Below are 12901 nucleotides of genomic sequence, written 5' to 3'. Positions count from 1 at the left end.
GCTATAACGTATTAGTTGTCTGCATCAATACGGCTATCGTTTTAACTGGTATTTTCGCACAGCTGCATTGTGTTCAGCTAGTGTCGTAGAAAATTGATGGCTGCCATCGCCCTTCGCCACGAAATATAGTGCATCCGTTGTAAGCGGATGCAGAGCCGCGTGAATGGCTGCCTTGCCTGCCATAGCGATGGGCGTAGGTGGAAGCCCTTTGATAACATAGGTATTGTAAGGCGTTGCTGTTCGCAGATGCTTACGGGTGATATTTCCGTCAAACGTGGGGCCGATACCATAAATCACGGTGGGATCGGTTTGAAGACGCATATTTCTGTTTAGCCTATTGACGAAAACGCCTGAAATCATGTCACGTTCCGCAGGCACAGCCGTTTCTTTTTCAATGATACTCGCCAAGACAAGAGCTTCGTAAGGTGTGGCTAACGGCAGTTCGGCATCCCGTAATTCCCATTCGCTAGAAACAAAGTCAATTAGCGCGCGGTGTGCTCTTTTCAATACCTCGCTTGCGGTTGTGCCTTTGGTAAAGAAATACGTATCAGCCAAATATACGCCCTCTGTCTGCGAAACGTTTTCGCAACACCAGTCTACGCCATTATCCTGAGTGAGATGGTTTAATTTCCCTTCATTTAAATCAAACACCAAATCTGTGTTTTGTTTAAGCACCTCAAGCCACTGTGCAAGGGTTAGTCCTTCGACTAAACTCACTGCAAAAAGATGTTCATCGCCCTCAGTAAATAAGGTAAACACATCTACTAGTGACTGCCCTGGGCGCAGCATGTAGGTGCCAGACTTAACAGACGTACTGCCTGCAAAGAATTTGAGCCACACCTTAGCAACAAAGGGCGACACATCGGTCATGCCTATTTTACGCAAGTGTTTCACGGTACGATAAGCGTTACTGCCGCTCTCTATCGTAAATAAGGTTTCACTTTTTAATGCTAGTTCATCGGTAACCTTGCTCGAGACATACATTACGCCAGAGGCTGCCCCAACAACGGCAAGCATGAAAAGAGATAATAGAATAACAATTACCCGCTTCATGCTTGAACTTCCCCTTTCTTCATTGCTTTACATTCCATTTTATTTCTTTTTACTACTAATCTGGTGAAGCTCGTAAAACGTTGACGAACCCCGTTATGAGAAGTGCGTTTTAGTTAATTTTGAAGCGCAGTCTGAAGCCGTGTCTTTAGCGCTACAATCGCATCGCTTCTTACATCAAAATCGACATAAGAGAAATCCGGCATTTGTATTTTCTGTACCGGCATTACGCCCATTAGTGCATTGGTAATTACCACTGCACTCGCTTTTCGCAAATAAGAAAGGTCATATTCCCCCACGTGAAGCGAACAATTGTCGTTTAACAGCGAATCAATAAGACACTGCCTGACTACGCCATTGACACCGCTTCCCTTCAAAGACGGGGTATACCATTGTTCATTGAGGTAGAAAAATACATTGCCAGCACTCGCTTCAATAATGTTATCTTGGGTATCGCAAACAATAGCATCGTGTACGCCAGCGTCGTCTACTTCGTGCTTAATTAAGACTTGTTCTAGCCTGTTCATATGCTTTACACCCGCAAGCAATGGTTGAATGGCTAACCGCGTTTGAGCGCATATTACCGTTGCACCTTCATTCGCAAGACTATCGTAATGGACAGGGTAAGGGTGCTGGCTAAATCTGACTAATGCTTCACTGTCTTCGCTTCGCGCATACCCCCTTCCGGCTTGACCTCCCGACACGTGAACTTTTAGCACATATTTTGGAGAAGCGTTATCACCTGAACCGCTCTTTATCGTCTTAACCTGTTCAGCAATTGCGGCTTCAAGCGCGCGGATATCAATATTGAGCTTGATGGCTGCCGCATCGTGCTCTAAACGTGAAATATGATAAGGCAATAATTCTACTTGATGTTCACTTACCAACAATGTGGTAAACACACCGTCGCCATAATTAAACGCCCTGTCACTTGATGAAATAGGCGTAGCGCTAGGAATAATTCTCACTGCCTACTCTTGTTCGCCGTTATTGTGGTTGTTGGAAGTATACCAACTTGCGTTGGTCAGACAACGTCTAGCTGAATTGATTTGGCTGTAGCTGTGCTCAAAGAGACCTGAGTTTTATGATATTTACTGCGAGATTTAACTGTATAAACAACAAAAGGCAGCCGTAGCTGCCTTTTAAATATACGTGAAGTTCACTTAATCAGCGATAAGTACGCTATATTAGTTACGCCGTATTAGATACGCTTGAAAATCAATGAGCCGTTCGTACCACCAAACCCGAATGAGTTACACAGTGCGTAGTCTTCATTGAATGCTTTTGCTTTGTGTGCAACAAAGTCTAAGTCACAGCCTTCACCTGGTTCGTCCAAGTTAATGGTTGGCGGCGCCATTTTGTCACGCAGTGCCAAAATAGTGAAAATTGCCTCAACTGAACCGGCGGCCCCTAGCAAATGGCCTGTCATTGACTTGGTAGAGCTAACAAGTAGCTTGTGAGCATGGTCATTAAACACGCGTTTTACTGCTGCCACTTCCGCAATGTCACCTGCAGGCGTAGACGTACCATGTGCGTTAACATAGCCGATTTCGCTTGCATCCAACTTCGCATCATTTATCGCGTTTTGCATAGACGCTGCCGCACCTTCTCCATCTTCAGGTGGAGAAGTCATGTGGTATGCGTCGCCGCTCATGCCAAAACCAACCAGTTCTGCATAAATGGTCGCGCCACGCGCTTTTGCAGCTTCGTATTCTTCTAGCATTACCACGCCAGCGCCCTCACCCATGACAAAACCATCGCGGTCTTTATCCCATGGGCGGCTTGCTGCTTGTGGGTTGTCGTTGCGAGATGACAACGCACGTGCTGCGGCAAAACCAGCCATGCCTAGCGGAGTAATAGACGCTTCTGCGCCTCCGGCCAACATGGCATCAGCATCGCCATAAGCAATTGTTCTTGCGGCAATACCAATGTTATGAACGCCTGTTGTACAAGCAGTCACAACGTTTAAATTCGGTCCTTTCAACCCTTCCATGATAGACAAAAAGCCTGAGATCATGTTGGTAATGGTTGAAGGTACAAAAAATGGCGATACGCGCTTAGGACCGCTATTTGTCAGTTTCAAATGGTTTTGTTCAATTTGTTCTAAACCACCAATACCTGAACCAATAGCTACACCTACACGGTGCGCATTATCTTGTGAAATAGTTAAACCAGAATCGACCAAGGCTTGCTTGCCTGCTGCTATACCCAGCTGGATAAAGCGGTCCATTTTCTTGGTTTCTTTCTTTTCAATGTATTCCTGCGGATCAAAATCATTAATTTGACCTGCGAAACGGGTTGAATAGTTACTACAATCGAAATGGGTGATTTCACCGATGCCGCTTTCGCCCGCGAGCAATTTGCGCCATGTGTCTTCGCTATTAAGACCTAATGGTGAAAGCATTCCAAGACCAGTAACCACTACGCGACGTTTTGTCACAAAAAGCCCTCGCTTTGGAACTAAGGTAGGAGATACAAAAACGGCTCTGTTAGAAGAGCCGTTTTGTCGCTACTTAAGACTTAAGCGTCTTTGTTAGCGTTGATGTAATCAATTGCTGATTGAACAGTAGTAATTTTTTCTGCTTCTTCGTCAGGAATTTCAGTATCGAATTCTTCTTCCAAAGCCATTACTAGCTCAACAGTGTCAAGTGAATCAGCGCCTAAATCGTCAACGAATGAAGCTTCTGCTTTTACTTCTTCTTCTTTCACGCCAAGTTGTTCAACGATGATTTTCTTAACGCGTTCTTCAATGTTACTCATAATTCTAGGTTTCCCTTAAACGTCACTAGATAATAAAAGTGCCGCTAGTTTATTTTGCAAGGTACATCCTTGCAAGCACCAGTTTAAACAAATTTTCTGGTCAAACCAGCGACATTCGAAATTCGTAAAATACTATTTTTACATCCAAGTTCGGGTAAATACCACCCCAAACTAAGGAAAATTCGCAATTTTTGCGAATTTACCCCATATACATACCACCATTTACATGGATAGTTTCGCCTGTAATATAGGCTGCACCATCGCTTACTAAAAAGGCAACAGTGGCTGCAATTTCATCAGGCTCGCCTAATCGGTTAGCCGGAATATCTTTGAAAATGGCTTCTTTTTGGTCATCAGTCAGCGCTTTTGTCATATCGGTATCGATAAAACCAGGCGCTACAACGTTGATGGTAATACCACGAGAAGCCACTTCACGCGCCATAGATTTAGAAAAGCCAATGACCCCTGCTTTCGCTGCAGCGTAGTTTGCCTGTCCGGCATTACCTGCACTGCCCACCACTGAACCAATGTTCACGATGCGACCAAAACGCTTCTTCATCATACCGCGAAGTACCGCTTTTGACAGTGTGAAAATTGAGGTTAAGTTGGTGTCGATAATATCCTGCCACTCGTCATCTTTCATGCGCATTAGCAGATTATCACGTGTGATACCGGCATTATTGACCAAGATATCGATACCACCATGTGCTTCATTGATCGCTTTAATCGTGGTATCTACGCTTTCTTTGTCGGTGACATTTAGTGCAAAGCCTTTGCCGCCGAATTCAGAAAGATAATCGCTGATCGCTTGCGCACCATTTTCACTGGTTGCGGTTCCGATAACTGTAGCACCTTGCTGAGCAAGCTGCGTGGCAATCGCTTTGCCTATACCTCGGCTTGCGCCGGTAACAAGCGCAATTTTACCGTCTAATTGACTCATTGCGTTTCCTTATTGTTTTAATGCTTCAACACCATCAGGTGTATTAACTGCAAGAGATTCTAGGCTCTTGTCGATACGTTTGTTCAATCCAGTAAGTACTTTACCTGGACCTACTTCAATAACGCGCTCAACGCCCGCTGCCGCCAAATATTCAACAGTACGTGTCCATTGAACGGGGCAATATAGTTGTCTCACTAATGCGTTCTTGATTGCATCACCTTGGGTTTCTATAGTGACATCAACATTGTTCACAATATTGATTGCAGGCTCATTAACGTTCAATGACGATAATGCGTCTTCTAACTTATCTGCTGCAGGACGCATTAACTCACAGTGTGAAGGAACGCTTACCGCAAGAGGAAGTGCGCGCTTTGCGCCCGCTTCTTTACACGCATTAGCAGCTTGCTCTGCGGCGTTCTTTTCCCCTGCAATAACCACTTGGCCTGGAGAGTTAAAGTTAACTGGTGCAACTACATCGCCTGTAGCAATAGCAGTTTGCTGACAAATATCCGCAATGGCGGCATCGTCTAATCCGATAATGGCATACATGGCACCTGCACCTGCTGGTACAGCTTCTTGCATGTATTTACCACGGGCTTCCACAAGCTTGATAGCATCAGCAAAATCCATGGCGCCGCCACATACTAATGCTGAGTACTCACCAAGGCTGTGACCCGCTAGGTAATCTACATCGATGCCCTGCTCGCGAATAACACGCCAAATTGCTACGCTAGCAGCAAGCAACGCTGGTTGAGTGATATGGGTTTCGTTAAGTTTACCGTCTGTATCATTTTGGACTAAATCCCACAGATCGTAGCCGAGCGCGTCAGAGGCTTCTTTAAACGTTGCTTCGATAATCGGAGAAGTCTCAGCAAGTTCCTTTAGCATACCTACGCTTTGAGAACCTTGTCCTGGAAATACACAGGCTGTCTTTGTCATGTCGATTCCTTATTATTTTTAATTTACTAGAAGCGAGAAAACGTCGGAGTTGGAGTGCCCCTTAACGAGGCAAATATCACCAAGGCAAATATCTGCAAGGCTAATAGCGTACAAGCGCCGATGCCCAAGCAAATCCGCCTCCGAAGGCTTCTAGTAATAAGTGCTGTCCGCGTTGAATGCGCCCGTCTCTGATAGCTGTATCAAGCGCTGTAGGCACAGTAGCAGCAGAGGTATTACCATACTGCTCTAACGTAAGCACTACTTGATCAAGAGACATATTCAGCTTTTTAGCTGTCGCTTTAATAATTCTAAAGTTTGCTTGGTGAGGTACTAACCAGTCAAGATCAGATTTTTGCATACCGTTGGCAGCAAGGGTTTGTTCCACCACTTCTGAAAGCTTGGTTACCGCAACCTTAAAGACTTCATTACCACGCATCACACCCCAGTTCTCGTGAACCGACTGCTCGTCACCACGGGTTGGATTACCCACGTACAGCAAATCGCCATGAGAGCCTGATGCGTTGATATGTGTGGAAAGAATGCCAGGTTCATCACTCGCTTCAATAATCGTTGCGCCCGCTGCATCGCCAAACAAGATAACCATGGTTCTGTCTTCAGGGTTTATCAAGCGGCTCAAACAGTCGGTACCGACTACAAGAATACGTTTCGCCATGCCAGACTTAATGTATTGATCGGCAACACTTAATGCGTAGCAGTAACCTGCACATGCAGCAGCTACGTCAAATGCAGGGATACCGTCAATATCAAGAATGCGTTGAATTTCACATGCTGTGCTTGGAAGCGCATAGCGACCACTTGTGGTAGCGCACACAATCATGTCGATAGATTTCGGGTCAATGCCAGCCATCTCAATGGCTTTCTTACTGGCTTCTGCCCCCATGGTAGCAGCGGTTTCATCTGCTCCAATAATACGTCGCTCTTTTATCCCGGTACGGTCAGTGATCCATTCGTCACTGGTGTCCACCATTTGCTCTAAATCTGCGTTTGTACGCACGTCGCTGGGATAATAGCTACCTGTTCCTATAAAGCGTGAATATTTGCTCAAAGCTGCTCCAACAATACCGTTTCTATCTTTGTCTTTATCTTTTCAGGTAAATGCATCTTTGCTTCTTTCATTGCTTGCACGATGGCGTAATAAAAGGCGTCTTTTTGTGCATTTCCGTGACTCTTGATAACAATGCCGCGCAATCCTATCAGACTCGCACCGTTATACTGGTCGGGGTTCACGCTGTTATAGATAGATTTCAGTAATGGGAAGGCAATTTTTGCCAATAATCGGGTATAAAAGTTCTTCTGTGACTGGCGTTTTACTTCGTTTATCACTAACTTAGCCAGCCCTTCGCTCGATTTAAGCGCTACATTTCCAGTAAAACCGTCTGTTACCACTACATCGGCATGATCGGTGAAAATGTCGTCGCCTTCTACATAACCAATATAGTTTATGCCTGGCGCATCTTTAAAAAGCTGGTCGGCAGATTTTACCTGTGCGTTACCTTTAATATCTTCTTCGCCTACGTTCAACAAGGCAACCCGTGGCGATGCTATGCCCGCCACCTCTTGCGCAAGCACTGAGCCCATAACGCCGTATTGGAAAAGAATTTCAGGCGTACAGTTCACGTTTGCGCCTAAATCTAAAAGAAATACGTTATGGTGCCCTGTTGTAGGCATCATGTTAATGAGTGCGGGCCTATCAATGCCTGATAAGGTTTTAAGCAAATAGAACGATAAGGTAAGCAGTGCACCGGTATTACCTGCGCTTACGCACGCGTTTGCCTCGCCACTTTCGACAAGTTCAATAACGCGACGCATAGAAGAATCTTTCTTGTTTCGTAGCGCTGACGTTGGCGCTTCGCCCATCTCAACGACTTGTGAGCAATGCACAATAGTAACGCGGTTTCGTTCAGCGTTGGTAAGGGGCTGTATACCTGCTTTGATGGTATCTTCATCACCGCATAACGTGAAGTGCACGTCTGGGTGAAGTTGAATAGCCTTTACGGCTGCGGGAAGGATAACAGGGGGACCATGATCGCCCCCCATGATATCTAACGCGATGGTTAGTTTAGACAAAATGTAGTCGCCGTATTACGCGCCGATTACTTTCTTGCCTTTGTAATAACCGTCAGCGGTCACGTGGTGACGACGGTGAGTTTCGCCCGACGTTGAATCGACAGACAAAGTCGCGCCTGTCAATGCATCGTGTGAGCGACGCATACCGCGCTTAGAACGCGTTTTACGATTTTGTTGTACTGCCATAACTTACTCCTGGTCTCGCTTAAGTTCTTTCAAAACCGCGAAAGGGTTTTGTCGCTCTTGTTCCGGTTCAATCTTTCCAAACGACATATCGTCTTGCTTCACTGTACACTCCGACTCTGCATGAAGGGGCACAATTGGCAAAGATAACAGTAGCTCGTCTTCAAAAATTTGAAGCAGATTAACTTCTCCGTGGTCGTTGACCTCTACCGGTTCGTAAGCCTCGGGAATGATGTCATCGCTTTCCTGTTCTTCTCCCTGCACTGGAGTAAAACAGAATTCCGCTTCCACGGGATAATCGAGTTCACCATTACACCTTTGACAGATAAGTGTTACCTGCGTGGCTAGATGGCCGTGAAAGACAGTAAGACCCTGCGCGTCTTTTTCGAACTGTACTTCTGCGTCCACATAGTCATTGCATCGGACAACTGCTTCACTCAATCGTTCCATATCTTTAGACGCAATCACGCCCCGGTAATCGGAACGTTTCATGGCACTTTTAGTCGGTTCAACCGAATGAGGGAGTTTCACTTTCTGCATAGGGCGCGCATGATATAGGGTCAACCCCTTCCTGTCAAAGCAAAATTGCGTTTTAACCTACAATAAAACGCTGTATGTGGTACGCAGTGATAATGTAACATTGCACTACTAACTGAAAGTACGCAACATATTGATTTTATAAAAGGAGTAATTGTGGCCTCCCTTGTTCTTGCCTCATCATCGCAATACCGAAAAATGTTGCTCGCCAACATTGGTATTCAGGTAGACACCCACGCACCAGATATTGACGAAACGCCTTTCGCGAACGAAAGCCCTACTGCATTGAGTTTACGTTTAGCCGAACAAAAGGCGCACAAGGTTGCCGCTGAATTAGAAAAGGTAAATAACGACACCATTATTATAGGTAGTGATCAAGTAGCTTTGGTCCAAACCGATGCGAGCCCGCAGCTACTTGGCAAGCCTGGCACGTTTGAAAATGCAGTAAACCAGCTAATGGCATGCCAAGGTAAGCAAGTGTCATTTTATACTGCACTTTGCCTTCACCAACCTAGCGCTAGTAAAACGATAACACAGGTAGATGAAACACGCGTTTTCTTTCGCCATAACAGTGAAGCTGCCATTCGCGCCTACGTAGATAAAGAGCAACCACTCGATTGCGCCGGCAGTTTTAAAAGCGAAGGTTTGGGTGTATTACTGTTCGATAAAATAGAAAGCCGCGACCCTAACAGTTTAATCGGTCTTCCGATAATGCTGCTAAATGAATTACTGGGCGCACACTTCGATACCGATTTATTAGCAATGGCTGCACAGTAAGCCACTAATTCTGTCAGAGCAGTTGTATCAAAGCAGTGCTACAAACCAGCGCTATTTGAATAGCGCTGTTTCTAGTTCACTTATAGAGTGTACAAGTGCAACAGGTAACAACGCTTCTAAATGAACCTGCGCATGTACACCGTATGACACACCTATCCTATCCATACCAATCGTTTTCGCCATTTGCATGTCGTAGGTTGTGTCGCCAATCATCACGGCGTCTTTTATTTCATAGCCCAGTTCATCAAGTAACTGTAGCAGCATGTCGGGCGAAGGCTTAGATTCTGCCTCATCGGCGGTACGTGACGCACTAAAGAAAGGACCCGTCCCTGTTTGTGCCCACGCTCGATCAAGACCGCGGCGCGCTTTACCTGTCGCAACGGCCAATGTGCATCCCGCTTCTTTCAAATTGCTAAGTAACTGTTCAACGCCATGAAACAAAGGACACGGCGTTGTATCGCGAGTGACAAATGCCTCTTTATAGGCGGCGACTAAACGTTCGGCTAACTCATCGTCTTTGATATTAAAAAGCTGTTTAATGGCAGGCTTTAAACTTATACCAATAATGTGACCTACTTCGTCGTAGGTAGGAACAGGCATATCACACTGCTTTGCAGCAAGCTGCATGCAGCTAACAATTTTTGCCGCCGAATCCATGAGCGTGCCATCCCAATCGAAGATAACAAGTTTGTACTTAGGCAGTGTTTTATCTAACGAAATGAAAGGCTGTGTTTCCACAGCCTGTTTTTTTGAATGCATAACTTACAGCGCTTTAAGTGTATTTGAGAGTGTGTCGTCTAATGGCGCGGTGAATGTCACGCGCTCTTCAGTCGCTGGGTGCAGGAATGAAATACTGCGAGCGTGAAGGAACAGTCTATTCAGCCCTTTCTGGCGCATTGCCGCGTCGAAATCCGCATCACCGTATTTTGGGTCACAAGCAATAGGATGACCCGCATGCAAACAGTGAACGCGAATTTGGTGGGTTCTACCTGTAATAGGCGACGCTTCAACCAAGGTTGCACCTGCGTATTCCTCTAATATGCGATAGCGAGTTTCTGACGGTTTACCATCGTCACTTACACTTACCATGCGCTCACCCGATTGCAGCACATTTTTACGAAGCGGCGCTTTAACTTTAAATCGAGTTTTAGGCCACTCACCTGCAACTAGCGCATTATATCGCTTGTCCATTTTGCCAGTGCGAAGCTGCTCATGCATGTGGCGAAGGGCAGAACGTTTTTTAGCAATTAAAATGCAGCCCGACGTGTCACGGTCTAATCGGTGTACCAATTCCATAAATTTGGCATCGGGACGCAAGGCTCTTAAGCCTTCGATTAAACCAAAACTCAAGCCACTTCCTCCGTGAACTGCCATTCCCGATGGCTTGTTGATAACAAGTATACGGTCGTCCTCGAAAAGGATATGCGACTCTAATGATGCAATTTTTTTGAGCTTTGGCGATGGCGCAGGCGCACCTTCCGACACGCGAACCGGTGGAATTCTGATTAAATCGTCGGCTTGTAACTTATATTCAGGCTTAACACGACCTTTATTCACCCGCACTTCACCTTTGCGCAAAATGCGATAAATCATGCTTTTCGGCACACCTTTTAGCTGGGTGCGCAAAAAATTATCGATACGTTGACCAGCCAAGTCGGCTTCAACCGTTACAAAACGTACTTTTTGGGGAGCTTCTTCTTTCATAGAAGCATTATACCCTATTGCAAAGTGCCCAACATACTGAAAGTTACGTTTTACTAAATAATTATTATATCAGCGCTTAGCTAGGACTTAGAAAACCCACCTTTGCGCATACTTTTTATCCAAAGCGCATGTTTTCTGTATTTAACATCTCAATTTATGGGATTTATTCATTCGCTTTCCTTGCTAAAATTTGACTTTTAGTGCGATAATTATCGATGTTTTTAACACGATTAAATTCACGTAAAAAGAAAGGTGTGGAACAGGCATTTCGTTGCCGCACTTTAACAATGTGAAACACAGCGTTATAAAAACAACAACAAGACCGAAAATCAGCACGCATCTGAGTGTGTTGTTTTAACTTGTAAACGATAAAAGCATGGTTTGAGCGTCGGTGACATCAGCAATGATAAGTGTTCAATGAAATAACACATTCATACCGACCCCGCGAGAGAGGCAACGACTACACTGCCGTAAAAAGCGAGGCCATGCTTGCGAACATAAAATAAGTTTGCCGTTTAGCTAACAGAATTAAATGACAATTGAGTGGCAAAAATGATGCCGCTTGAAAAAATGAAATGAGTAATAAGGGCTAGTCGCTCCCGACATCCTTAAAGCAGTGTGAACATGAATGCATCTGTACGATTATACGTGTCAATTCACGATCGTATGGGTTTGCGCTTAAGATAAAGGCGCTTGTTTATTCGCATGAGTGTTTGCCCACCAGGGATAATGCGACGTTACAACAAGGTCCCCGTCCAGCCGTGAGGTTGCGCGGTGAGGGTTTGCACATGTCACTTTAATTTTGTGTCTTAACGGCTGTACGAAAACAGAGTTAGATACAATGAAAAGAATGTTAATTAATGCAACTCAGCAAGAAGAGTTGCGCGTTGCTCTTGTCGATGGGCAACGGTTGTATGATTTAGATATAGAAAGTCCAGGACACGAGCAGAAAAAAGCGAACATCTACAAAGGTAAAATTACCCGCGTTGAACCCAGCTTAGAAGCTGCTTTTGTTGACTACGGTGCAGAGCGCCATGGCTTCCTACCCCTCAAAGAAATTGCCCGCACTTACTTCCCTAAAGGTTACAAATTCGAAGGCCGCCCTAACATCAAAGATGTGATTAAAGAAGGCCAAGAAGTAATTGTTCAAATTGATAAAGAAGAGCGCGGCCAAAAAGGCGCTGCATTAACTACATTCTTATCGCTTGCAGGCAGTTACCTAGTACTTATGCCAAACAACCCTCGCGCTGGCGGTATTTCACGCCGAATAGAGGGCGACGAGCGTACAGAGCTTAAAGAGTCACTAAGCAAATTGGACCTTCCTGAAGGTATGGGTTTGATTGTTCGCACTGCGGGCGTTGGCAAATCTTACGAAGAGCTAGAATGGGATTTAAAAGTCTTGCTTACCCATTGGGAAGCTATCTCTAGCGTTGCTGAAGAACGTGAAGCCCCTTTCTTGATTCACCAGGAAAGTAACGTAATTGTTCGTGCTATCCGCGACTACCTACGTCGCGATATTGGCGAAATCCTTATCGATAAAACCAGTATTTATGAGCAAGCTTTACAGCACATTCAATTGGTGCGCCCTGACTTTGCAAATCGCGTAAAGCTCTATCGTGGTGAAGTGCCGTTATTTAGTCACTACCAAATCGAAAGCCAAATTGAGTCTGCATTCCAACGCGAAGTGCGTTTGCCTTCTGGCGGCTCAATTGTTATCGACCCAACAGAAGCACTAACCTCTATAGATATTAACTCTGCCCGTGCAACAAAAGGTGGTGATATTGAAGAGACAGCTCTTAACACAAACCTAGAAGCGGCAGACGAGATTGCCCGTCAATTGCGCCTTCGCGATTTGGGTGGTCTGGTTGTTATTGATTTCATCGATATGACGCCAGTACGTCATCAACGTGAAGTTGAAAACCG

General features: G+C 45.3%; 14 protein-coding genes. 2 read left to right on the top strand and 12 right to left on the bottom strand.

Translation table 11 applies throughout. From position 1 onward, the window contains the following. Positions 1-33: 33 nt before the first annotated feature. From mltG to yceD, 10 genes are all read right to left on the bottom strand, one after another. Entirely contained in the window at positions 34-1053 is a 1020-nt protein-coding gene (mltG, locus tag QVA83_RS20925; protein ID WP_156078261.1) for an endolytic transglycosylase MltG, read from the bottom strand. Positions 1054-1166: 113 nt separating this feature from the next. Continuing rightward, positions 1167-2018: an aminodeoxychorismate lyase gene (gene pabC / locus QVA83_RS20920; protein WP_014949216.1), complete on the bottom strand. Its 852-nt coding sequence runs from the start codon at positions 2016-2018 to the stop codon at positions 1167-1169. Positions 2019-2251: 233 nt separating this feature from the next. Continuing rightward, positions 2252-3490: a beta-ketoacyl-ACP synthase II gene (gene fabF / locus QVA83_RS20915; protein WP_014949215.1), complete on the bottom strand. Its 1239-nt coding sequence runs from the start codon at positions 3488-3490 to the stop codon at positions 2252-2254. A gap of 80 nt (positions 3491-3570) precedes the next feature. Then, on the bottom strand, positions 3571-3810 hold the full coding sequence (gene acpP, locus QVA83_RS20910; protein WP_012518211.1) for an acyl carrier protein: 240 nt from the start codon (positions 3808-3810) through the stop codon (positions 3571-3573). Positions 3811-4009: 199 nt separating this feature from the next. Then, the gene (fabG, locus tag QVA83_RS20905; protein WP_014976326.1) at positions 4010-4750 is read right to left on the bottom strand and encodes a 3-oxoacyl-ACP reductase FabG; all 741 of its coding nucleotides are present in this window, start codon (positions 4748-4750) and stop codon (positions 4010-4012) included. A gap of 9 nt (positions 4751-4759) precedes the next feature. After that, on the bottom strand, positions 4760-5689 hold the full coding sequence (gene fabD, locus QVA83_RS20900) for an ACP S-malonyltransferase (RefSeq protein ID WP_014949213.1): 930 nt from the start codon (positions 5687-5689) through the stop codon (positions 4760-4762). Between the two features lie 100 nt (positions 5690-5789). Further along, positions 5790-6755 carry a beta-ketoacyl-ACP synthase III gene (locus QVA83_RS20895; RefSeq protein ID WP_014949212.1) on the bottom strand — a complete coding sequence of 322 codons (966 nt, stop codon included), beginning with the start codon at positions 6753-6755 and terminating at the stop codon, positions 5790-5792. Then, on the bottom strand, positions 6752-7777 hold the full coding sequence (plsX, locus tag QVA83_RS20890; RefSeq protein ID WP_014976325.1) for a phosphate acyltransferase PlsX: 1026 nt from the start codon (positions 7775-7777) through the stop codon (positions 6752-6754). The genes QVA83_RS20895 and plsX overlap by 4 nt, the downstream gene beginning before the upstream one ends. Before the next feature lie 15 nt (positions 7778-7792). Next, on the bottom strand, positions 7793-7963 hold the full coding sequence (rpmF, locus tag QVA83_RS20885; protein ID WP_012518206.1) for a 50S ribosomal protein L32: 171 nt from the start codon (positions 7961-7963) through the stop codon (positions 7793-7795). Positions 7964-7966: 3 nt separating this feature from the next. Next, positions 7967-8500, bottom strand: coding sequence for a 23S rRNA accumulation protein YceD (gene yceD / locus QVA83_RS20880; RefSeq protein ID WP_014976324.1), 534 nt, complete (start codon positions 8498-8500; stop codon positions 7967-7969). Positions 8501-8653: 153 nt separating this feature from the next. Between yceD and QVA83_RS20875 the strand changes: the two genes are divergently transcribed. Beyond that, positions 8654-9274 carry a Maf family protein gene (locus tag QVA83_RS20875; protein ID WP_156078260.1) on the top strand — a complete coding sequence of 207 codons (621 nt, stop codon included), beginning with the start codon at positions 8654-8656 and terminating at the stop codon, positions 9272-9274. 51 nt (positions 9275-9325) lie between these two features. On the opposite strand, the gene QVA83_RS20870 is transcribed toward QVA83_RS20875, so the two are convergent. Further along, entirely contained in the window at positions 9326-10033 is a 708-nt protein-coding gene (locus tag QVA83_RS20870) for an HAD-IA family hydrolase (RefSeq protein ID WP_014976322.1), read from the bottom strand. Between the two features lie 3 nt (positions 10034-10036). Then, positions 10037-10978 (bottom strand): 23S rRNA pseudouridine(955/2504/2580) synthase RluC, encoded by a 942-nt coding sequence (rluC, locus tag QVA83_RS20865; protein ID WP_014976321.1) that lies wholly within the window; start codon positions 10976-10978, stop codon positions 10037-10039. An 841-nt stretch (positions 10979-11819) separates the two neighbouring features. On the opposite strand from rluC, the gene QVA83_RS20860 reads away from it, so the two are divergent. Next, a partial coding sequence (locus QVA83_RS20860; RefSeq protein WP_287498916.1) for an Rne/Rng family ribonuclease occupies positions 11820-12901 on the top strand: 1082 nt, incomplete at its 3' end.

This window comes from Alteromonas sp. AO-Serp, from assembly GCF_017849675.1.
In the GTDB taxonomy this organism is placed as follows: Bacteria; Pseudomonadota; Gammaproteobacteria; order Enterobacterales; family Alteromonadaceae; genus Alteromonas; species Alteromonas macleodii.
Note: the sequence above shows the minus strand (reverse complement) of the source record. Positions and strands in the feature narration are given on the sequence as shown.

Bases quoted from the DNA above. Each gene is read 5' to 3' on its own strand.
- mltG (WP_156078261.1), bottom strand. From the start codon at position 1,053: ATGAAGCGGGTAATTGTTATTCTATTATCTCTTTTCATGCTTGCCGTT.
- yceD (WP_014976324.1), bottom strand. From the start codon at position 8,500: ATGCAGAAAGTGAAACTCCCTCATTCGGTTGAACCGACTAAAAGTGCC.
- rpmF (WP_012518206.1), bottom strand. From the start codon at position 7,963: ATGGCAGTACAACAAAATCGTAAAACGCGTTCTAAGCGCGGTATGCGT.
- QVA83_RS20870 (WP_014976322.1), bottom strand. From the start codon at position 10,033: ATGCATTCAAAAAAACAGGCTGTGGAAACACAGCCTTTCATTTCGTTA.
- acpP (WP_012518211.1), bottom strand. From the start codon at position 3,810: ATGAGTAACATTGAAGAACGCGTTAAGAAAATCATCGTTGAACAACTT.
- fabG (WP_014976326.1), bottom strand. From the start codon at position 4,750: ATGAGTCAATTAGACGGTAAAATTGCGCTTGTTACCGGCGCAAGCCGA.
- fabD (WP_014949213.1), bottom strand. From the start codon at position 5,689: ATGACAAAGACAGCCTGTGTATTTCCAGGACAAGGTTCTCAAAGCGTA.
- rluC (WP_014976321.1), bottom strand. From the start codon at position 10,978: ATGAAAGAAGAAGCTCCCCAAAAAGTACGTTTTGTAACGGTTGAAGCC.